Raw genomic sequence first — 22,204 nt, 5'->3', positions numbered from 1 at the left:
CGTCATGACCATAGCCTCCCCCTACGCCGCCGACCTCGGGCGACTCGCCATCAGCGAGAGCGCCGTCGACGTCGCCGGGGCCACCACCGCCTACTGGAGCTACGGCGACCCCGACGCCGGGACCGTGCTGGTCCTGGTGCACGGATTCCGCGGCGAGCACCACGGGCTGGAGCCGGTGATCGCGCGGCTGCTCGCGGGCGGCGCGGACGCCCGCGTGATCGCGCCCGACCTGCCCGGCTTCGGCGCGTCGCCGCCGATGACGGCGCACGCGCACGACGTCGAGGGCTACGCGGCCTGGCTCGGCGAGTTCCTGGACGCGCTCGGGCTGCGCGGGCGGGCGGTCGTGCTCGGGCACTCGTTCGGCTCGATCGTCTCCGCGGCGGCCGTCGCGGGCGGGCTGGAGACTCCGCTGCTGGTGCTCGTCAATCCGATCGCCGCGCCCGCCCTCGCCGGGCCCCGGGGCGTGCTGACCCGGCTCGCGGTGCTCTACTACCGCCTCGGCGCGGTGCTGCCCCGCCCGCTCGGGCTGCGCCTGCTCGGCGATCCGCGGATCGTGCGGGTGATGAGCCTCGCGATGGTGAAGACCAAGGACGGGCCGCTGCGCCGCTTCGTGCACGACCAGCACGACCGCTACTTCAGCGCCTTCGCCTCGCGTGACACGGTGCTGGAGGCGTTCCGCGCCTCGGTCTCGCACGACGTCAGCGAGTACGCCGCCCGGATCGCGGTGCCGACGCTGCTGATCGCCGCGGCGCAGGACGACATCACGCCGCTCGCCGCCCAGTACCGCCTGCTCGAGGCGCTGCGGCACGCCCGCCTGCACGTGATCGACGGGGTCGGGCACCTCATCCACTACGAGACGCCGGACGAGGCGGCCGCCGTCCTCCGCGCGGCCCTGGACGAGGGGATCGACCGATGAGGATCGTCGTCGACTGCCGGTACACCCGGCTCGAGCGCCACGACGGCATCAGCCGCTACACCGCGGAGATCGTGGCCGAGCTGGCGAAGCTGCACGACGTGACGATGCTGATCAGCGACCGCCGCCAGCGGGCGATGCTGCCGGATCTGCCGTGGGAGAAGGTCACCTCGCCGACCGGGCCGTTCGAGCCGTTCGTGGCGCTGCTGGTGAACCGGCTGCGCCCCGACGTGGTGTTCTCGCCGATGCAGACGATGGGCTCGCTCGGGCGGCGCTACAAGCTCGTGCTCACCGTGCACGACCTGATCTACTACCGCCACCGCACGCCGCCGCGCGATCTTCCGCTGCCGGTGCGCGGGCTCTGGCGGCTCTACCACCTGGCCTGGTGGCCGCAGCGGCGCCTGCTGCAGCGCGCCGACGCGATCGTGACGGTGTCCGAGACGACCCGCGGGCTGCTCCGCACGCACCGGCTGACGACCCGGCCGGTCGTCGTGGTGCCGAACGCGGCGACCGCTCCGGACGAGGCGAGCGCAGCCCTCGCGGCGGCGCTGCCGGACCGCTCGGACGCGCGCTCGCTCGTCTACATGGGCTCGTTCATGCCCTACAAGAACGTGGAGTCGCTGGCGCGGGCGATGCGGCTGCTGCCCGACTACGAGCTGCACCTGATGAGCCGGGCGAGCGACGAGACGGTGGAGACCCTCCGCTCGCTCGCGCCGACGGCGAAGCTGATCTTCCACCAGGGGGCGGACGACGCCTCCTACCGCGAGGCGCTCGCGCGTGCCACGGCACTGGTGACCGCGAGCCGGGACGAGGGCTTCGGGATCCCGCTGGTCGAGGCGATGGCGCTCGGCACCCCGGTCGTCGTCAGCGACATCCCGATCTTCCGCGAGATCGGCGGCGACGCCGCGGTCTACGTGGATCCCTCGAGCGCGAAGGGCATCGCCGAGGGCGTGCGCTCGCTCGAGGACCCGGAGCGCTGGCGGGAGCTGTCGGCGAAGGCGCGGAAGCGGGCGGCGGCGTACTCGTGGCGCGACTCCGCGCGGGTGCTGCTGGAGCTGCTGACGAGCGTCGGGCGCTGAGCCTCACCGAGCCGGGGTCAGGCGGGGGCGCTCGGGCTGAGCACGTCGTCCAGGTCGGACTGAAGATCGGCGTCGACGACGACGACGTCACCCGAGTCGTCGACCGCGACGATCTGCAGGGCGCCGTCGACGATCGCGAAGTCGTGCCGCGAGCCGTTGCCGACCGTGGTGCCCTGGGCGGGCAGCTCGTCCTCGCTGAGGGCGCGGAGCAGGCTGCCGATGACGGCGCCGTGCGTCGCGACGATGACCCGCTGCTCCGGGAAGCGCTCGGCGATCTCGAGCAGCGCGGCCGTGGCGCGCTCGACGACCTGGGCGCGGGTCTCGCAGCCGGGGATGCGGGCGCCCTCGATGCCGCCGGGGAAGAGCTCGCGGAGCTCGTCGCCGGTCATGCCCTCCGCCTCGCCGTAGGCGCGCTCGGCGACGCCCTCGACGACCTCGGGCTCGGGCAGGCCGAGACCGCGGGCGATGATCGCCCCGGTCTCGTGCGCGCGCTGCAGCGGGCTGGCGACGACGACGTCCCAGTCGCGCTCGCGCAGCAGCCGCGCGGCGGCCCGGGCCTGCGAGCGGCCGGTGTCGTTCAGCGGGATGTCGCTCGCGCCCTGGATGCGGCGGGCGGCGTTCCAGTCGGTCTGGCCGTGCCGGACGAGGGTGAGCTGGGTCACGAGGGCCTCTCGGGTGGTGGGGGAGCGGTGGGTCAGCGCGACGGGAGGCGCTCGGCGAGGGCGCGGAGGACCTCGCTCGTGCCGCCGTCGATCTTGATGCCGGCCCGCGAGTCGCCCTTGGTGGTGCCGCGGTTGACGATGACGATCGGCATCTTCGCGCGCCGGGCGATCTCGAGGAAGCGGATGCCGGAGTTGACGACGAGCGACGAGCCCGCCACGAGCAGCGCGTCGGCGCCCGCGACGATGGCGCGCGCCTCCTCGAACCGCTCGGTCGGGATGAACTCGCCGAAGAAGACGATGTCGGGCTTGAGGATCCCGCCGCAGACCGTGCACTCCGGGACGGTCATCGCCGAGACGTCGTGCACCTCGGCGTCGCCGTCGGGGTTCAGCGAGGAGATGTCGGGGTCGTCGAGCCAGGGGTTGAGCGCCTCGATGCGCTCGGCTATCGCGTCGCGGGCGAAGTACTGGCCGCAGGTCATGCAGCGGACGCGGTCGGCGGAGCCGTGCAGGTCGACCACGCGCTGCGAGCCGGCGCGCACGTGCAGGCCGTCCACGTTCTGGGTGACGACGCCGGTGAGCAGGCCGCGCTCCTCGAGCCGGGCGAGGGCGCGGTGGCCGTCGTTCGGCAGCGTGGCGGTGAAGCGGCGCCAGCCGAGCTGGCTGCCGGCCCAGTAGCGGCGGCGGTAGTCGGGGTCGGCGACGAACTGGGAGTAGGTCATCGGGCTGCGGACGGGGGCTCCCGCGCCGCGGTAGTCGGGGATGCCGGAGTCGGTGCTCACGCCCGCGCCGGTGACGGCGGCGATGCGGCGGCCGGCCAGGAGCTCGACGGTGCGGTCGAGGGCGGCGGAGCGCTGCTCGTCGGCCCGCTGCAGGTCGGCCTGCTGCTCGCCGGCCTGATCGGCACTGCTGCCGTCGGCGATCGGTGTCGGACCCGACTCCATCCACGCCTCCCTCGGACACCCGCGCACGCGGGCACTCCATCGGCCAGTTTAGACCGCGCCGTGCCCTAGGGTTCCGGGATGCCGATCGTGCACATCGAGGACCTCGACCACCCGCTCCTGGCGGACTACCACCGCCTGACCGACGTGGCGCTGCGCCGGGTGCTCGAGCCCGAGGGCGGGCTCTACATCGCGGAGTCGTCGAAGGTGATCGTCCGCGCGCTCGACGCCGGGCACGTGCCGAAGTCGGTGCTGGTGCAGGAGAAGCGGCTGCCGGACGCGGCGGAGGTGCTCGAGCGCTTCCCGGACGTGCCGGTGTTCGTCGGGCCGGACGCGATGATCGAGGAGCTGACCGGGTTCCACCTGCACCGCGGGGCGCTCGCGTCGATGCGGCGTCCGGAGCTGCCGTCGATGGCGTCGCTGCTCGAGGACGCGCGGCTCGTCGTCATCCTCGAGGACCTCGTCGACCACACCAACGTCGGCGCCGTCTTCCGCGCGGCGGCCGGGATGGGGGCGGATGCGGTGCTGGTGAGCCCGCGCTGCGCGGACCCGCTCTACCGGCGGAGCGTGCGGGTGAGCATGGGCACGGTGCTGCAGGTGCCGTGGACGCGGATCCCGGAGTGGGGGCCGGCGCGGACCGAGCTGCTCGCCGCGGGGTTCTCGGTCGCCGCGCTGGCGCTCGCGCCGGACGCGGTGCCGCTGGACGAGTACGCGGCCGACCGGCCCGAGCGCGTCGCGATCGTGCTGGGCGCCGAGGGCGACGGGCTGAGCCGGGCGGCGCTCGACGCGGCCGACACCGTCGTCACCATCCCGATGCTGCACGGCGTGGACTCGCTGAACGTGGCCTCGGCGAGCGCCGTCGCGCTCTGGGCGCTGACGCGGGGTCGCTGAGTCGACTGCGCTGAGCCGTCTGCTCCGAACAGGCGGCGCGGAACGGCGGGCGACCGCCCCGCGCCGCCTCCGTGGTGTCCGGCGGGGGTCCGCCTACGATGACCGGGTGACTTCTCCGACGCGCCCCGACCGCTCGCCGATCGACGTCGTGGGCAGCGTCACGCCTGCGCCCGCGCCCGAGGCACCCCGGCGCCGCCGCCCGCGTCCGCTCGCCGTGATCGGCGTCGTCCTCGCGGCGGTGCTCGTCAGCGCGAGCGGCGCGTACGCCGCGAACGCGGCAGGGGCCGAGCTGCCGGTCGCGACGGCCGTCGTGCAGGAGACGCCGCCCACGGTGATCGACGCGCCCGCGGTCGCGTGGCCGTCCTACGGCGCCGGGGCGATCTCGGCGGTGGGCGTGCAGGGGCCGGCGGACGGCGGGATGCTCTCCACCTACGGTTCGACCGGGCAGCTGCCGATCGGCAGCATCGCGAAGGTCGTCACGGCGCTGGTGGTGCTGTCGGCGAAGCCGATCGCGGAGGGGACCGACGGCGAGACGATCGCGTTCACGAGCACGGACGTCGGCTACTACAACGACTCCGTCGCCGAGAACGGCTCGGTCGCGCCGGTCTCGGCCGGGCTGGAACTCACGGAGCGCGAGGCGCTGACCGTGCTGATGCTGCCCTCGGCCAACAACTACGCGAAGTCGCTCGCCGTCTGGGCCTTCGGCTCGGAGGAGGGCTACCTCGCCGCCGCCCGCACCTGGCTGGACGAGCGCGGACTCACCGGCACCGTAGTGGCAGACACCAGCGGGCTGTCGCCGGCGACCGTCAGCACGACCCTCGAGATGGTGGTGCTCGGCGAGCTGCTGATCGGCGATCCGGTGCTCGCGCCGATCGTGGCGATGCCCTCCGCGGTGATCCCGGGCGTGGGGACGGTGGAGAACACCAACAAGCTCCTCGGGCAGGCCGGCGTGGACGGGATCAAGACCGGCACGACCGACGAGGCCGGCGCGTGCCTGCTGTTCTCGCTCGACGCGACGGTCGAGGGCCGTCCGGTCACGATGGTCGGCGTCGTGGTCGGTGCGCGGACGCATCCGCAGCTCGCGGCGGACGTGCTGACGCTGCTCCCGACCGTCGAGGCGGGCTTCCGGACGGTGACGCTGACCGAGGAGGGGCAGGACTTCGGCAGCTACACCAGCGCCTGGGGCGAGTCGGCGGTGGCGGAGAGCAGCGAGGCGCAGTCGCTCCTGGTCTGGGGCGCGACCACGGTCACCACGAGCGTGTCGCTCGATCCGGTGGAGGTCGTCGCGGACGGGCAGGAGGTCGGGACCGTGAACGTGGCCGTCAACGGGCAGGCGTACCCGGTGCCGCTCGTCGCGGACGGGACCATCGAGGACCCGGGCTTCGGCTGGCGCATGACGAATCCGGGCGAGCTCTTCGGCTAGGCGGGTCGCGCGACGCCGCTTCCTTGCTGATCGAGTAGCCCGCGCAGAGGGCGTATCGAGATCCGGCGTGCTCAGCAGGGTGGGTCTCGATACGCCGCTGTGCGGCTACTCGACCAGCATGAACGGGAGCCCTTCCTCGGCTACTCGCCCAGCAGGGGGAGGGACGCGTCTGCGACGCGTGCAGCATTTTTGCTGATCGAGTAGCCCTCGGAGAGGGCGTATCGAGATCCACCTTATTCAGCAGGGTGGGTCTCGATACGCCGCTCCGCGGCTACTCGACCAGCTAGGCGTGGCCGCTGTGTGGTTACTCGACCATCGTGGCGTGGCCGCTGCGCGGCTCCGCGACCAGCAGGGGGCGCCTACGAGTCGGTGTCGTCGACGACGATGCGAACGCCGGCCGTCGCGATGTCGGCGGCGACCTCCTCGGGGGTCGCGTTGCCGGGGACGGGGGTGCCGGGGATCGACTCGGGCGGGCGCTGCAGGTAGGGGCCGGCGTCCGGCCGCTTGGCGGTGATGAAGTCGCCGGAGGACTGGTGGCGCACCCGGCGCAGCACCCAGGGGACGAGGTACTCGCGGGCCCACTTCGCGTCCTCGCGGCGGGCGGCCCGCCAGGTCGGCGTCGGCGCCGGCTCCGGAGCGAACGGGCGAAGGGTGTTCTCGACGTTGAGGGCCTTCAGCACCATCCGCGCCACCTCGTGGTGGCCGTGCGGGTTGAGGTGCAGGCGGTCCGGCGCCCACATCCGCACGTCCTGGATCTCCTGCAGCGACCACTGGTCGGCGACGATGCAGTCGTAGCGCTCGGCGAGCGCGCGGAGGTTCTCGTTGAAGATGGCCACCTTGCCGCGGATCCGCGCGAAGACGGGGGAGAAGCTGACGTCGACGCCGGTGAAGAGCACCACCGTCGCGCCGTCGGAGCGCAGCCGCGCCAGTCCCTCCTCGAAGCGGCGGGCGATGTCGTCCGGGTCGGTGCCGGGACGGATGACGTCGTTGCCGCCCGCGGAGATGGTGATCAGGTCCGGGCGCAGCGCGAGAGCCGGCTCGATCTGCTCGTCGACGATCTGCTGCAGCAGCCGCCCGCGCACGGCCAGGTTCGCGTAGGCGAAGTCGTCGTTCTGACTGCCGAGCACCTCCGCGACGCGGTCGGCCCAGCCGCGGTGACCGCCGGGGCTGGAGGGCTCGGGATCGCCGATCCCCTCGGTGAAGGAGTCGCCCAGGGCGACGTAGCGGGACCACGGATGACGCTGCTCGACCATCCCTCCATTCTGCGCTCCGAGCGGGCGGAGGGGGTCCGTCGCCCGGACGATCCCGACACGCCGGGCCCTGCCCCGTGGGTGCGCGGACCGGCGCCCGACGTCGGAGGTGTCGGCTAGCCTCGGTCCACGTGAACAGTCCCTCGAACTTCGGTCATCAGGTCGGCACCTCCGCCGCGGAGCACCTGTCCCCGTCGTTCCCCGGCAGGGCGCCGTGGGGCACCGCGAACAAGCTGCGGGCCTGGCAGGCGGAGGCCCTCGAGGCCTACTTCCAGCACGAGCCGCGCGACTTCCTCGCGGCCGCGACGCCCGGCGCCGGCAAGACGACGTTCGCCCTCCGCCTGGCCGCCGAGCTGCTGCACAACCGCACCGTCGACCGCATCACGGTGGTCGCGCCGACCGAGCACCTCAAGCGCCAGTGGGCCGAGGCGGCGCACCGCGTCGGCATCCGGCTCGACCCCACCTTCACCAACCGGATGGGCCGGCACGCCAAGCACTACCACGGCGTCGCCGTCACCTACGCGCAGGTCGCCGTGCGGCCCGAGCTGCACCGCGAGCTGACCCTCTCCGGCCGCTCGCTGGTCATCCTCGACGAGGTGCACCACGGCGGCGACGCGCTGAGCTGGGGCGACGCGATCCGGGAGGCCTTCGAGCCGGCCGCCCGCCGGCTCTCGCTCACCGGGACCCCGTTCCGCTCCGACACCGCGCCGATCCCGTTCGTCAGCTACCTGCCCGATCAGGAGGGCATCCGCACCTCGCTGACCGACTACGCCTACGGCTACGGCCGCGCTCTCGCCGACGGCGTCGTCCGTCCGGTGCTCTTCATGGTCTACGCGGGCCAGATGCGCTGGAAGTCGAAGGCCGGCGACGAGATGGAGGCGCGGCTCGGCGAGGGCAACACCAAGGACATCACCTCGCAGGCCTGGCGCACGGCGCTCGACCCCAAGGGGGAGTGGATCCCCTCCGTCCTGCGCGCCGCGAACACGCGGCTGACCGAGGTGCGCCGCGGGATCCCGGACGCGGGCGGGCTCGTCATCGCGACCGACCACTACGCGGCGCGCGCCTACGCGGCGATGCTCCGCGAGATCAGCGGCCAGCCCGTCACCGTCGTCCTCTCCGACGAGAAGGAGGCGAGCGACCGGATCGAGGAGTTCTCCAAGGGCGACAGCCGGTGGATGGTCGCCGTGCGCATGGTGTCGGAGGGCGTGGACGTGCCGCGCCTCGCCGTCGGCGTCTACGCCACCTCCGCCTCGACCCCGCTGTTCTTCGCGCAGGCGATCGGGCGCTTCGTCCGGGCCCGGCGCCGCGGCGAGACCGCCTCGATCTTCCTGCCCAACGTGCCGGGGCTGCTCGCGCTCGCGGGCTCGATGGAGCAGCAGCGCGACCACGCCCTCGACCGCCGCGTCTCGGACGACGAGGAGTACCCCGAGGCCGACCTGATGGCCGACGCGGAGCGCGAGGCCAAGGCGTCCTCCGACCTGCTCGAGGAGGGCCGCTTCGAGTCTCTCGGCTCGGCCGCCACCTTCGACCGCGTGATGTACGAGGGCGCGGAGTTCGGGATGGAGGTGGAGGTCGAGAGCGAGGAGGAGCTCGACTTCATCGGCCTGCCCGGACTGCTCGAGCCCGAGCAGGTGCGCGAGCTGCTGCAGCACCGCCAGCAGCGGCAGGCCAAGCGCGCGGGCGGGCGCGCCGGCGCTCACGGCGCGCAGGCTCCGGTGGAGGCGAAGGAGAGCGAGATCCCTGCGCCGCTCTACCGCACGCTCAAGGAGCAGCGCAGCCTGCTGAACTCGCTCGTCGGGCTCTGGGCGCGCAACACGGGGGAGACCCACGGCCAGGTGCACACCGAGCTGCGCCGGCTCTGCGGCGGGCCGGCGGTGGCGCAGGCGAGCGTGACCCAGCTGCAGGCGCGGATCGACCTGCTGCGGAAGCGGATCGGCTCGCACTGAGCCGCGAGGTCGGCCGATCTCTACTGGATGTGTGGCGGGCGGTCCAGCCCTCGCCGCGGATCGGCGAGGTCCGTACTGTCTGAGCGTGGCCTCCCCGGAAGCGCGGGAGGAGCCTCTCGCTAAGCTGGGCAGTCGGTCCGTCGCGAAGGTGACGGACCATCACCCCCGACGTCGGGCATCCGCAGACCGCCCGTCGGCCTCCCCCGGATCGCCCGAGACCAGAACTCAGAGGAGTCTCGTGGAGACCTGGCCCGGAACCGCCTACCCCTTGGGCGCCACCTTCGATGGAAGCGGCACGAACTTCGCCCTCTTCAGCGAGGCCGCCGAGCGCGTCGAGCTGTGCCTCTTCGAGGAGGACGGCACCGAGACGCGCGTCGAGGTGCTCGAGTCGGACGCCTACGTCTGGCACTGCTACCTCCCGCAGGTCCAGCCCGGCCAGCGCTACGGCTACCGCGTCCACGGCGCGTACGACCCGGACGGCGGACACCGCTGCAACCCGAACAAGCTGCTGCTGGACCCGTACGCGAAGGCCGTCTCGGGCGAGATCGACTGGGACCAGTCGCTCTTCTCGTACACGTTCGGCGACCCGGACTCGACCAACGACGAGGACTCGGCGCCGCACATGATGATGGGCGTCGTCATCAACCCGTTCTTCGACTGGGCCGGCGACCGCCGCCCGCGCACCTCGTACGACAGCACCGTGATCTACGAGGCGCACGTGAAGGGGCTCACCAAGAGCCACCCCGACGTGCCGGAGGAGCTGCGCGGCACCTACGCCGGCGTCGCGCACCCCGCCGTGATCGCGCACCTCAAGCACCTCGGCATCACCGCCCTCGAGCTGATGCCGGTGCACCAGTTCGTCAACGACTCCACGCTGATCGAGAAGGGCCTCTCGAACTACTGGGGCTACAACACGATCGGCTTCTTCGCGCCGCAGAACACCTACACCGCCACCGGCGATCTGGGCCAGCAGGTCCAGGAGTTCAAGAGCATGGTGAAGGCGCTGCACGCGGCCGGCATCGAGGTCATCCTCGACGTGGTCTACAACCACACCGCGGAGGGCAACCACCTCGGCCCGACGCTGTCGTTCCGCGGCATCGACAACGAGGCGTACTACCGCCTGGTCGACGACGACAAGCGCTACTACATGGACTACACCGGCACCGGGAACACCCTCAACGTGCGCCACCCGCACTCGCTGCAGCTGATCATGGACTCGCTGCGCTACTGGGTGACCGAGATGCGCGTCGACGGCTTCCGCTTCGACCTCGCCTCGGCACTGGCCCGCGAGTTCTACGACGTCGACCGGCTCTCCACCTTCTTCGAGCTCGTCCAGCAGGACCCGGTGGTCTCGCAGGTCAAGCTGATCGCCGAGCCGTGGGACGTCGGCCCCGGCGGCTACCAGGTCGGCAACTTCCCGCCGCAGTGGACGGAGTGGAACGGCAAGTACCGCGACACCGTCCGCGACTTCTGGCGCGGCGAGCCCTCGACCCTGGGCGAGTTCGCCTCGCGGCTCACCGGCTCCGCCGACCTCTACGCGCGCTCCGGCCGCTACCCGGTCGCCTCGATCAACTTCGTCACCGCGCACGACGGCTTCACTCTGCGCGACCTCGTCTCCTACAACGAGAAGCACAACGACGCCAATGGCGAGGACGGCAACGACGGCGAGTCGCACAACCGCTCCTGGAACCACGGCGCCGAGGGCCCCACCGACGACCCGAAGGTCCTCGGCCTGCGCGCCCGCCAGCAGCGCAACTTCCTCGCGACGATGCTGATCTCGCAGGGCGTGCCGATGATCCTGCACGGCGACGAGCTCGGCCGCACCCAGAACGGCAACAACAACACCTACGCGCAGGACAGCGAGCTGACCTGGATCGACTGGGAGAAGGCGGACCGGCCGCTGGTCGAGTTCACCGCGGCGCTGATCCGCCTCCGCGCCGAGCACCCGACCTTCCGCCGCGGCCGCTTCTTCGACGGGCGCCCGGTCCTCCGCGGCACCGGCGAGCCGCTGCCGGACATCGTCTGGTTCAAGGCCGACGGCACCGAGATGACGCCGTCGGACTGGGACTCGGGCCTGGACCGCTCGGTCGGCATCTACCTCAACGGCAACGGGATCCGCGAGCGCGACGAGCGCGGCCAGCCGGTCGTCGACGACAGCTTCCTGCTCTACTTCAACGCCGACGACGTGGACGTGGAGTTCACCATCCCGAGCGACGAGTACGCAGTGGAGTGGGCCGTCCTGGTCGACACCGCCGGAGCGGAGGCCGACTCGGTCCCGCGTCCCGCCGGCGCGCTGCTCACCGTGCAGGCGAAGTCGCTCGTGATCCTCCAGGAGCACAGCGCCCCCGAGCCCGAGGTCGACCACTCGGTCGCCGCCTCGCTGGCCTCGCTCGCCGCCACCTCGGCGATCCCGATCATCACCACCACGGGCCACACCAGCCCCCACGAGGAGTCGACCGACTCCGCGACCGCACCCTCGACAGGAGCCTGACGTTGCGACTGCCCGCCTCCACCTACCGACTCCAGATCCGCTCCGGCTTCGATCTCGACGAGGCCGCGACGGTGGCCGACTACGTGCGCTCCCTCGGCGCCGACTGGCTTTACTTCTCCCCGCTGCTGACCGCCGAGCCCGGCTCGGACCACGGCTACGACGTCGTCGACCACTCGCAGGTCGACCCGGCGCGCGGCGGCGGCGAGGGCCTCGCCCACGCCTCCGCGGCGGCCAAGAAGGAGGGCCTCGGCGTCCTCATCGACATCGTGCCGAACCACATGGGCGTCGCGACGCCGGTGGAGAACGCCTGGTGGTGGGACCTGCTGAAGCACGGCCGCGACTCCCGCTACGCCGAGGCCTTCGACATCGACTGGGCGGCGGGCGCCGGGAAGCTGCGCGTGCCGATCCTCGGCGACGGGGCCTCGGAGGGCGACAGTGACAGCGAGCTCGATGCGCTCGAGGTCGTCGGCGACGAGCTGCACTACTACGAGAACCGCCTGCCGATCGCGCCCGGCACCGCCGGGCCCGGCGACTCCGGCCGCACCGTGCACGCCCGCCAGAGCTACGAGCTGGTCAACTGGCGCCGCGCCGACGCCGAGCTGAACTACCGCCGCTTCTTCGCGGTGAACACCCTCGCCGCGATCACGGTCGAGCGGCCCGAGGTCTTCGAGGCCTCGCACCGCGAGATCGTCCGCTGGTTCACCGAGGGCCTCGCCGACGGCCTGCGCGTGGATCACCCGGACGGCCTGGCCGACCCGGGCGGCTACCTGGACGATCTCGCCCGCGCCATCGACGGCGCGCCCGTCTGGGTCGAGAAGATCCTCGAGGGCGACGAGCAGCTGCCCGCGCACTGGGCGACCGTGGGCACCACCGGCTACGACGCGCTCGCCGACATCGACCGCATCCTCGTCGACCCCGACGCCCGTCCGGTGCTCGAGGGCCTGGACGCGGAGCTGGGCGACGGCGGCGAGCCGGTGGACTGGGCCGACCTGATCCACGACACCAAGCGCGGCATCGCCGACGGCATCCTCCGCTCCGAGGTGCTCCGCCTGGCCCGCCTGATCCCGCAGGTCGACGGCGCGGACGACGCGATCGCCGAGCTGCTCGCGACCTTCCCGGTCTACCGCAGCTACCTGCCCTACGGCGCCGAGCACCTCGAGCACGCGCGGCTCGACGCGCGGCACCGCCGCCCCGTGATCGCCGCGACGATCGACGAGGTCGCCGCGCTGCTCGAGGAGACCGGCACCCCCGTGTCGGTCCGCTTCCAGCAGACCTCCGGCATGGTGATGGCGAAGGGCGTCGAGGACACGGCGTTCTACCGCTACAGCCGCCTCACCTCGCTCAACGAGGTCGGCGCCGACCCGGACGAGTTCGCGATCGACCTGGAGGAGTTCCACCGCCGCCAGGGCGTCCGCCAGGCGTCCTTCCCGGCCTCGCTCACCACGCTGTCGACGCACGACACCAAGCGCGGCGAGGACACCCGCGCCCGCATCACCGCCCTCGCGGAGGACGCCAAGGCCTGGGCCGAGACGCTCCGCTCGCTGCACGAGCACGCCGGGTTCGGCGACGGACCGGTCGAGCACCTGCTCTGGGAGGCGATCGTCGGCACCTGGCCCGCGTCCCGCGAGCGCCTGCACGCCTACGCCGAGAAGGCGTCGCGCGAGGCCGGCAGCTCGACGATGTGGACCGCTCCGGACGAGGCGTTCGAGAAGCGGATGCACGCGGCGGTCGACGCCGCCTTCGACGACGCGGCCGTGCGCCGCCTAATCGAGGACACCGTGGCGCGCGTCTCGGCCGACGGCTGGTCGAACAGCCTCTCGGCCAAGCTCGTCCAGCTGACGGCGCCGGGCATCCCGGACGTCTACCAGGGCAGCGAGCTGTGGGAGACGTCGCTCGTCGACCCCGACAACCGCCGCCCGGTCGACTTCGCCGAGCGCCGGGCGCTCCTCGAGCGGATCGACGGCGGCTGGCTGCCGGAGATCGACGCGGAGGGCGCGGCCAAGCTGCTCGTCACCTCGCGGGCCCTGCGCCTGCGCCGCGATCGGCCGGAGCTGTTCACGCGCTACGCCGCCGTCCCCGCCATCGGGCCGGCCGCCGAGCACGCGATCGCCTTCGACCGCGGCGGTGCGCTGACGGTCGCCACCCGCCTGCCCGCGCGGCTCGCGGCCGAGGGCGGCTGGGGCGAGACCCTGATCGTCCTGCCCGGGCACCCGGTCGTGGACGTCCTCACCGGGCGCACCTTCGCCGGCGGGCCGACCGCCGTCGCGGAGATCCTCGGCGGCGGCTACCCGGTCGCCCTGCTCGCGCCGGTCGCCTGACCCGGCGCCCGTCCTCCCTCCCGACCCGCTCGAACGACCCTGGAGAACCTCGTGATCAGCACCACGCCCTACCGCTACGCCCTGCCCGTCTCCGGACCCGAGCGCTTCGACGTGTGGGCGCCCGACGCGTCCTCCGTCGAGCTCGCCCTGGGTGCGGGCGGGACGGTCGCGATGGCCCGCTTCGGCGACGAGGGCTGGTGGCGGGTCTCCGGGTCGGTCGCCGCGACCGGCGAGGTCGACTACGGCTACCTGGTCGACGGCAAGGGGCCGTTCCCGGACCCGCGCTCGCGCCGCCAGCCCGGAGGAGTCCACGAGCTCTCCCGCAGCTACGACCCGAGCGCGTTCGAGTGGGCCGACCAGGCCTGGACGGGCCGCCAGCTGGCGGGGGCCGTGATCTACGAGCTGCACATCGGCACCTTCACCCCCGAGGGCACGCTCGACTCGGCCGCCGGCCGGCTGGAGCACCTGCGCTCGATCGGCGTCGACTTCATCGAGATCCTCCCGGTCAACGCGGTGAACGGCACGCACAACTGGGGCTACGACGGTGTCCTCTGGTACGCCGTCTCGGAGGCCTACGGCGGACCGGAGGCGTACCAGCGCTTCGTCGACGCGGCGCACCGCGCGGGACTGGGCATCGTGCAGGACGTGGTCTACAACCACCTCGGCCCGAGCGGCAACTACCTGCCCGAGTTCGGCCCGTACCTGAAGAACGAGAAGGCCAACACCTGGGGCAGCTCGATCAACCTCGACGGGGAGGGCTCGGACGTCGTCCGCGGCTACATCCTCGACAACGCGCTGATGTGGCTGCGCGATTACCACGTCGACGCCCTGCGCCTCGACGCGGTGCACGCGCTCTCGGACGAGCGCGCCGTGCACGTGCTCGAGGAGATGGCCGCCGAGGTCGCGGTGCTCTCGGCCGACGTCGGGCGCCCGCTGACCCTGATCGCGGAGTCGGACCTCAACGACCCGAAGCTGATCACCCCGCGCGAGGCGGGCGGCTACGGGCTCGACGCGCAGTGGAGCGACGACTTCCACCACGCCGTGCACGTCGCCCTCACCGGCGAGACGACCGGCTACTACGAGGACTTCGCGCCGCTCGGCGCGCTCGGCAAGGTCCTCACCCGCGGCTTCTTCCACGACGGCACCCTCTCGACGTTCCGCGGTCGGCACCACGGCCGCCCGATCGACACCGAGCGGATGCCGACCTGGCGCCTCGTGGTCTGCAGCCAGAACCACGACCAGATCGGCAACCGGGCGATCGGCGACCGGCTGACCGCGACCCTCGACGAGGGCCGGCTGGCGATCGCCGCCGCGCTGACGCTGCTCGGCCCGTTCACCCCGATGCTCTTCATGGGCGAGGAGTGGGCGGCGTCCACGCCGTGGCAGTTCTTCACCTCGCACCCGGAGAAGGATCTGGGCGAGGCGACGGCGAAGGGCCGCATCGAGGAGTTCGCGAAGATGGGCTGGGACCCGGAGGTCGTGCCCGACCCGCAGGACCCCGAGACCTTCGAGCGCTCCAAGCTCGACTGGTCCGAGGCGGAGGAGGGGCGCGGTGCTCGCATCCTCGCCGTCTACCGTGAGCTGGCGGCGCTGCGCCGCCGCTTCCCCGAGCTGACCGACCCGCGCTTCGGCTCGGTGCGCGTCGAGCTCGACGAGGACGAGCGCTGGCTCACCCTCGGTCGCGGCCGGGTGACGATCGCGATCAACGTCGGCGAGTCGTCGGCTCGGGTCCCGCTGCCCGAGGTGGCGGAGTCGCTCCTCGCCGTGGGCGAGTACGCGGTCCAGCCCGGCGACACCGAGGTCGACCTCGGCGCGTCCTCGCTGCTGATCACGCTCAGCGACGCCGAGTAGGGGTCCGCCGCGCGCCGGTCCGAGTCGACTCGGACCGGCGCGCGTTTCGTTCCTCTCATCCATCGCGCCCGAGCCCGTGCACGCCGCCGCCCGCCGGAGACCTGTCAGCGGGCCGGCACGGAGTGCTCGGCGTCGGCGATGATCCGCACACCGTCGTCGTGCACGAGCAGCAGGGCACGCAGCGGCATGGCCCGCCGGTGGCAGGCGGCGCTCAGCTGGCGGGCGAGCACCCGGTCGGTCTCGCCGAGGAACGCCCGGCCCGGGCGCTCGAGCGCGAAGGCGAGCGAGCCGACATCGTGATGCGCGACCGCTTTCGCGAGGGTCGCGACGATGCGCTCGGTCTTCTCCTCGTCGGGGTGCACGGGGAGTCCGTCCACCGGGTAGAGGATCGGCAGCTGGTAGCCGGCCCGGTCGAGCAGGATCGGCCAGAGCGCACGCCGGTAGGCGGGCCCGATGAGGGACGAGACGCGCTCGCGCAGGTCCCGGTCGTCGCGCAGCGGCACGTCGAGCGCCGAGGGGTGGAGGGCGTGGTCCGTGTTCGTCATGGTGTCGCTTTCTCGCGGGTGATGCGGGCGCGGAAGCGCTCGCGGTGCTGGGGCGGTCGTGGTCCGACGGGCGGTCATCGGAAGTTGCGGGCGGTGGTCCGGGCGGTGACCGACAGCGCCTCGAAGCGGTCGGCGAGGAGGTTGGTCACCCCCTCGTCGGAGCGCTCGAGGATCCCGCGGATGAGGAGTGCGGGAGCCTCGCGCGCGGTGCGCCGGTAGCGGTTCCATACTCCGACGGAGCAGATGACGTTGAGGATCCCGTGCTCGTCCTCGAGGTTCATGAAGGTCACTCCGGCGGCTGTGGAGGGACGTTGGCGGTGGATCACGACCCCGCCGACCTCGATCCGGGTGCCCGAGGGCGTGCCGGGCAGGTCGGCCGTGGACCGCGCCCCCCGGCGGGTGAGGCTCTCCCTCAGATGCCGGAGCGGGTGGTCGTCGGGTGAGATGCCGGTGGCCCAGAAGTCGAAGACGACCCGCTCCTGCGCCGAGAGCATCGGCAGCAGCGGAGGTTGGACGGCGACGATCGAGTCGGGCAGGAACTCCTGGCGGTCGGCGGCGGCGGAGCCCGCCTCCCAGAGCGCCTGGCGGCGCTGGAGACCGAGGGAGTCGAACGATCCCGCCGCGCCGAGCGCCTCGAGCTGGGTCGCGTTCAGTCCCACGCGGCGCGAGAGGTCGGCCATGCTCGCGTAGGGCCCGCCGCGCTCGCGCTCGGCGACGATGTGCTCGGCCAGCGCGGTGCCGATGCCCTTCACCCCGGCGAGGCCCAGGCGGATGACGAAGCCGGCGTCGCGGCGGTGGTCGTCGGTGTCGAAGTGCTGCGACCGGTCGAAGAGGCCCGTCGGCGCCTGCTCGGCGGAGAGGCAGGAGTCCTGCCCGTGCGGCGCCCCGCCCCGCCGCGGGGCCGGCGGCCCGTCGAGTGCCTCGAGCCCGGGGTGCGACAGCGAGCGGTTGACGTCGGGGGACTCGACGCGGACGCCGTGCCGGCGGGCGTCGGCGACCAGGGTGTGCGGGGCGTAGAAGCCCATGGGCTGAGCCCGGAGCAGGGCCGCGGTGAAGGCGGCGGGGTAGTGCAGGCGCAGCCAGGCACTGGCGTAGACCAGCAGCGCGAAGCTGATCGCGTGGCTCTCGGCGAAGCCGAAGTTGGCGAAGGCCTGAATCCGTCGGTAGATGTCGTCGGCGACCTCGTCGGTGATCCCGTTGAGGGCCATGCCCTCGTAGAGCCGCTCCCGGAGCGACTCGATCTTCTCGGTGCCCCGCTTGGAGCCCATCGCGCGGCGCAGCAGGTCCGCTTCCTCCGCGTTGCAGTCGCCGACGGCCACCGCGACCTGCATCAGCTGCTCCTGGAACAGCGGAACGCCGAGGGTGCGCTTGAGCGGCGTGACCAGCAGGGGGTGCTGGTAGGTGATCGGCTCCTCGCCGAGCTTCCGCCGGATGTAGGGGTGCACCGCTCCGCCCTGGATCGGACCGGGGCGGATCAGCGCGACCTCGATCACGAGGTCGTAGAAGCGCCGCGGCTGGAGCCGGGGGAGGGTGCCCATCTGCGCGCGGCTCTCGACCTGGAACACCCCGATGGAGTCGGCCCGGCAGAGCTGGTCGTAGACGCCCTTCTCCTCGCGCGGGATCGTCGAGAGGTCCCACTTCTCGCCGACGTGCTCGGCCACGAGGTCGAAGGTGTACTGCAGGGCGGCGAGCATCCCCAGCCCGAGCAGGTCGAACTTGACCAGGCCCATCCAGGCGCAGTCGTCCTTGTCCCACTGCAGGACGGTGCGCTTCTCCATCCGGGCGGGCTCGATCGGGCAGACCTCGCCGACCGGCCGGTCGGTGAGCACCATGCCGCCGGAGTGGATGCCCAGGTGCCGGGGCGTGCCGAGCACCTTCTTGGTCAGCGCGACGACGTCGTCCGGGATGTCGTGCTCGGGGCTCTCGGTGATCGAGCCCCAGTGCTCGATCTGCTTCGACCAGCCGTCCTGCTGCCCGGCGCTGTAGCCCAGCGCCTTCGCCATGTCGCGGACGGCGAACTTGGGGCGGTAGGTGATGACGTTGGCCACCTGCGCCGCGTTCAGCCGCCCGTACTTCTCGTAGACGTGCTGGATGACCTCCTCGCGCCGCTCGGAGTCGAAGTCGACGTCGATGTCGGGCTCCTCGTCGCGGATGCTGGAGAGGAACCGCTCGAAGGGCAGCCCGTAGAAGATCGAGTCCACCGCGGTGATCCCCAGGACGTAGCAGACCGCCGAGTTGGCGGCCGAGCCGCGGCCCTGGCAGAGGATCCCCCTGCCCTTCGCGAAGTGCACGATGTCGTGGACGATGAGGAAGTAGCCGGGGAAGTCCTTGGCCTCGATCACCGCGAGCTCCTTCTCGAGGCGCTCGTGCACGTCGGAGTCGGCGCCCGGGTACTTCGCCGGCACCGCGAGCTGCACCAGGTGGCGCAGCCAGCTCATCGGAGTGTGCCCCTCGGGCACGTCCTGACGGGGCAGCCGGGGGCGGACCCGCCCGAGCTCGAAGGCGATCTCGTCGGCGATCAGCACGGTGTTCTCGACGGAGCCGGGATAGCGGGAGAAGCGCTCGGCCATCTCGGCACCCGAGCGCAGGTGCGCACCGCCGGAGGCGGGCAGCCAGCCGTCCATCTCGTCGAGGCTCCGCCGGGCGCGGACCGCGGCCAGCGCCGTCTGCAGGGGGCGGTCCTCGGGCCGGGCGTAGTGCACGTTGCCGGTGGCGACGAGCCGCAGCTGCAGCCGCTCGGCGATGCCGGCGAGCTGGTCGTTGTGCAGGGAGGCGAGCGGGTCGCCGTGGTCGAAGAGCTCGACGAGGACGTTGCGGGCGCCGAAGAGGGCCACGAGCTCGCGCACCTCCTCCTCGGCCGCTGCCTCGCCGCTCGCGACCAGTGCCTGACGGACGGCGCCCTTCCGGCAGCCGGTCAGCACGATCCAGTGGCCGTCGGCGGCCCGGGCGAGCTCGTCGAGCTCGTAGCTCGGCTTGCCCTTCTCGGCGCCGGCGAGCTGGGCGGTGGTGATCGCGCGGGCGAGCCGGTGGTAGCCCTCTTCGCGACGGGCGAGGACGAGCAGGTGCGTGCCCTCGGGATCGGCGACGCCGTTCTGCGGGGCGCGGAGCCCGAGCGAGAGCTCGGCGCCGAAGGCGGTGCGGACGCCGTGGTCCTGCGCGGCCTCCGCCATCCGGACGATCCCGTAGAGCCCGTCGTGGTCGGTGAGGGCGAGGGTGTCGATGCCGAGCCGGACGGCCTCCTCGATCAGCTCCTCCGGCTTGCTGGCGCCGTCGAGGAAGCTGAAGTGCGAGTGCGCGTGCAGCTCGGCGTAGGGCACCTTCTCGTCCGGCGGCCGGACGTCGGCGCCGGGCGTGTAGGCGGGGCGCTTGTGAGACCAGGCGGGGCTGTCGCCGCCGTCGCCGCGGACGGTCGTGCCGTCGCTCCTGGTCGTGCTGGAGAGGCGGCGCTCGAACTCCGACCAGGGGATCGGGGGGTTGTTCCAGCCCATCGGGGGCTCCTTCGGTTGTCGTGCTCGGGAGGATCGGATCGCGGCCGTCAGCGGCCGGGGGAGTCAGTCGTAGCGGGCCTCGGCCGCCCACTCGCCGTCGAGGCAGAGCAGCAGCCAGGCGACGCCGTCGGAGTCGACGACCTGGAAGCGGTCGTAGCGGACTGCTGTTCGCGCGTCCCACCAGCGCTCGTCGATCGGCCAGGGACCGGCCCACCCCGTCACCGGCTGCAGGCGGGCCTGCGAGGAGCCGGGCGCGAAGTAGGCGGGGACGGAGGTGAGGGAGCCGCGGTCGTCGACCGAGACCGGCTCGCCGCGGGGCCCGCGGACCAGGACCGCCGCCGGCTCCGCGAAGACCGTGGGCGGCAGGGGAGGCGGCAGCGCCCCCGGCCACGGCAGCCCGCGCGGCCGGGCGTCACCCGGCTCCCTGTCCCCCCAGGGGATCAGGTGCTGGCGGTCGCGGAGCGACCGGCCCCCGCCCACCGACGCCGTGACGACGGCCTCGTGGCCGAGCATGCTCTGCACGCGGCTGAGACCGTGGTGCACCCGCTCCTCCGGAGCCGTGCCCCAGAGTCCCTGCTCGTGGTTCCCGATCGCGTCGACCGCCTCGGGCTCGACCGACAGCCGGGCGATCGGGGAGCCGAGCCCCGCGTCGATCGCGCCGTTGCCCTGGAGCTGCCAGCGCACGCGGTCGACGACGTCGCCCGGGGTGAACCAGCGCGGGTGCAGCCAGCTGCGGGAGGACACCTCGCCGCGGTCGCTGACGACCTCGATCCTGATCGCGGTCGCCACCAGCTGCGCCCGGGTGAGCCCGGCGACGAACTCCTCCGCCGGGACGCGGAAGGCGAAGGCCGCCTGGTCGATCCGGTCCAGCGGCGGCTCGAACTCGAGCACGCGGTCGAGCCGCTCGGGCGGCAGCCGCGGGACGACCGTCTCGGTCTCGGCGCCCGAGGCCAGCACGTGCGCGCGCGCCCCCTCCGGGCCGAAGCGCGCGGAGACGTCGTCCCGCGGCAGCTGCGCGAAGGCACCGAGGGTCCGGACACCCAGCCGGCGCAGCAGGGCGATGAGATCCTCGCCCTTGCCGGTCGTGCGGGTGCGGGCGCCGACGGCCTCGGTCTCGAGGGCGTCGAGCGGAAGGGGCGCGAGGAACGCGGCGCTCTCGCCGGCCGGCACGATCGCGACCGCAGTGCCGGAGTGCTTGGCCGCGAGCTCGGAGGCGAAGAGGCCGTCGGCTATTCCGGCGCGCGCGAGCGGCACGCCCAGCTCGGTCAGCCGCTGGAGCACGGCCTCGGCCGCCGACTGCTCGCTGCCGTAGTAGCGGCGCGGCCCGCGGGCGCGGATCGCGCAGAGCCCGGGCCGGATCAGCTGCACGCCCGGGGTGATCTCCTCCAGCGCCTGGACGAGCGGCTCGAAGGCGCGGTGGTCGAGCACGGGGTCGTAGGGGACCACGGCGAGCCCGGTGCAGCGCGACTGGGCCTCGCGGATCCGCATGCCGCGGCGCACACCCTCGGCCCGCGCTCCGGGGGAGCAGGCGAAGACGAGGCTTTTCTCGGTGAGCGCGAGCGGGGTCTCCGCGTCGAGCCCGGCGTCCGCCGCGGCGGCGAGCAGGGGCCAGTCGGGGCACCAGACCAGGATCGTGCGGCGCAGCTCGAGAGCGCTTGCGGAACGGCTCATCTCAGACCGCTCGCTCGTGCAGGGGACGCTCCTGCAGTCGCGAGGGCCCGCCCAGCACGCCGAAGGGCCGCCCGGTGCCGGGCATGCTCATCCGCACGGTGCGCACCCGCGTCCCGGCGCGGCCGACGACGTCGACGAGCGCCTCGCGGGTGCGCAGGTAGCCGTGGCCGGCGCCGAGCCCCTCCCAGCGGCTGCTGCGGATGCTGAGCCGCGCCTCGGCCTGGGGCCACTCGCCGAGGACGACGAGCGCCGCCCCGCGCTGACGCAGCCGTGCGCCCAGCCGGGAGACGTCGGCCGAGGAGACGGACGCGGGCGGCCGGGTCAGCACGACGGTGAGGACGTCGACCAGGGCCGCGGTGACGGTGAGCCAGTGCTCGGCGGGGGAGGGCACGAGCACGAGCCGCTCGAGGTCGATCCCCAGGCCGGCCGCCGCCTCCGCGCCGAACTCGGGGACGCCGACGACGCCGCACCAGGCGCCCTCGGACGACGGCCCGGCCAGCAGCCCCATGGCCAGGCTCATCGAGCCCTCGACCGAGTAGGCGGCGCCCTGCTTGAGCGAGCCGCCCGGCAGCACCGAGGCGAAGGCCGGCAGCGTCGCCAGGCTCTTCGACTCGAGCGTCGTCGCCTGCATGTCGCGGATCCGCGACTGCAGCTCCTTCACCGACGCGAGCTGCCGCAGCAGCGGATCCGCGGTGTCGGCGACCCCCGGCGAGGGGTGCTGTGAAGGGGGGCTCATCA

General features: G+C 73.0%; 15 protein-coding genes. 8 read left to right on the top strand and 7 right to left on the bottom strand.

The annotated features are described in order from the left end of the window. Positions 1-4: 4 nt before the first annotated feature. Both EDF45_RS08385 and EDF45_RS08380 read left to right on the top strand, forming a co-directional pair. Positions 5-916, top strand: a complete 912-nt coding sequence (locus EDF45_RS08385) for an alpha/beta fold hydrolase (RefSeq protein WP_123735773.1) — start codon at positions 5-7, stop codon at positions 914-916. Then, positions 913-1,992, top strand: coding sequence for a glycosyltransferase family 1 protein (locus EDF45_RS08380; RefSeq protein ID WP_123735772.1), 1,080 nt, complete (start codon positions 913-915; stop codon positions 1,990-1,992). The genes EDF45_RS08385 and EDF45_RS08380 overlap by 4 nt, the downstream gene beginning before the upstream one ends. A 17-nt stretch (positions 1,993-2,009) precedes the next feature. Here the strand turns inward: EDF45_RS08380 and EDF45_RS08375 are convergent, their stop codons facing one another. After that, the gene (locus EDF45_RS08375; protein WP_164874486.1) at positions 2,010-2,654 is read right to left on the bottom strand and encodes a histidine phosphatase family protein; all 645 of its coding nucleotides are present in this window, start codon (positions 2,652-2,654) and stop codon (positions 2,010-2,012) included. A 32-nt stretch (positions 2,655-2,686) separates the two neighbouring features. Further along, positions 2,687-3,595 (bottom strand): Sir2 family NAD-dependent protein deacetylase, encoded by a 909-nt coding sequence (locus tag EDF45_RS08370; RefSeq protein WP_123735770.1) that lies wholly within the window; start codon positions 3,593-3,595, stop codon positions 2,687-2,689. A gap of 78 nt (positions 3,596-3,673) precedes the next feature. Here EDF45_RS08370 and EDF45_RS08365 point away from each other — a divergent pair, with 78 nt between their 5' ends. After that, positions 3,674-4,483 (top strand): RNA methyltransferase, encoded by an 810-nt coding sequence (locus EDF45_RS08365; RefSeq protein ID WP_123735769.1) that lies wholly within the window; start codon positions 3,674-3,676, stop codon positions 4,481-4,483. Positions 4,484-4,589: 106 nt separating this feature from the next. Continuing rightward, positions 4,590-5,906: a D-alanyl-D-alanine carboxypeptidase family protein gene (locus tag EDF45_RS08360; RefSeq protein WP_123735768.1), complete on the top strand. Its 1,317-nt coding sequence runs from the start codon at positions 4,590-4,592 to the stop codon at positions 5,904-5,906. A gap of 359 nt (positions 5,907-6,265) precedes the next feature. On the opposite strand, the gene EDF45_RS08355 is transcribed toward EDF45_RS08360, so the two are convergent. Continuing rightward, on the bottom strand, positions 6,266-7,159 hold the full coding sequence (locus EDF45_RS08355; protein ID WP_123735767.1) for an SGNH/GDSL hydrolase family protein: 894 nt from the start codon (positions 7,157-7,159) through the stop codon (positions 6,266-6,268). Between the two features lie 128 nt (positions 7,160-7,287). Here EDF45_RS08355 and EDF45_RS08350 point away from each other — a divergent pair, with 128 nt between their 5' ends. From EDF45_RS08350 to treZ, 4 genes are all read left to right on the top strand, one after another. Next, entirely contained in the window at positions 7,288-9,102 is a 1,815-nt protein-coding gene (locus EDF45_RS08350) for a DEAD/DEAH box helicase (protein ID WP_123704255.1), read from the top strand. Between the two features lie 238 nt (positions 9,103-9,340). After that, positions 9,341-11,593 carry a glycogen debranching protein GlgX gene (glgX, locus tag EDF45_RS08345; protein ID WP_123735766.1) on the top strand — a complete coding sequence of 751 codons (2,253 nt, stop codon included), beginning with the start codon at positions 9,341-9,343 and terminating at the stop codon, positions 11,591-11,593. Between the two features lie 2 nt (positions 11,594-11,595). Then, positions 11,596-13,911: a malto-oligosyltrehalose synthase gene (treY, locus tag EDF45_RS08340; protein WP_123735765.1), complete on the top strand. Its 2,316-nt coding sequence runs from the start codon at positions 11,596-11,598 to the stop codon at positions 13,909-13,911. A gap of 51 nt (positions 13,912-13,962) precedes the next feature. Next, on the top strand, positions 13,963-15,762 hold the full coding sequence (gene treZ, locus EDF45_RS08335) for a malto-oligosyltrehalose trehalohydrolase (protein WP_260312041.1): 1,800 nt from the start codon (positions 13,963-13,965) through the stop codon (positions 15,760-15,762). A 104-nt stretch (positions 15,763-15,866) separates the two neighbouring features. Here treZ and EDF45_RS08330 read toward each other — a convergent pair whose 3' ends face one another. The 4 genes from EDF45_RS08330 to EDF45_RS08315 form a co-directional block, all read right to left on the bottom strand. Next, positions 15,867-16,307 carry a hypothetical protein gene (locus tag EDF45_RS08330; RefSeq protein WP_123704248.1) on the bottom strand — a complete coding sequence of 147 codons (441 nt, stop codon included), beginning with the start codon at positions 16,305-16,307 and terminating at the stop codon, positions 15,867-15,869. Positions 16,308-16,381: 74 nt separating this feature from the next. After that, complete coding sequence (locus EDF45_RS08325; protein WP_123735764.1) at positions 16,382-19,795, bottom strand: error-prone DNA polymerase; 3,414 nt, start codon at positions 19,793-19,795, stop codon at positions 16,382-16,384. A gap of 63 nt (positions 19,796-19,858) precedes the next feature. Continuing rightward, positions 19,859-21,466 (bottom strand): DNA polymerase Y family protein, encoded by a 1,608-nt coding sequence (locus tag EDF45_RS08320; protein ID WP_123735763.1) that lies wholly within the window; start codon positions 21,464-21,466, stop codon positions 19,859-19,861. Position 21,467: 1 nt separating this feature from the next. Beyond that, complete coding sequence (locus tag EDF45_RS08315; protein WP_123735762.1) at positions 21,468-22,202, bottom strand: hypothetical protein; 735 nt, start codon at positions 22,200-22,202, stop codon at positions 21,468-21,470. Positions 22,203-22,204 lie beyond the last annotated feature (2 nt).

The organism is Rathayibacter sp. PhB186, from assembly GCF_003751825.1.
Taxonomy (GTDB): Bacteria; Actinomycetota; Actinomycetes; order Actinomycetales; family Microbacteriaceae; genus Rathayibacter; species Rathayibacter festucae.
Note: the sequence above shows the minus strand (reverse complement) of the source record. Positions and strands in the feature narration are given on the sequence as shown.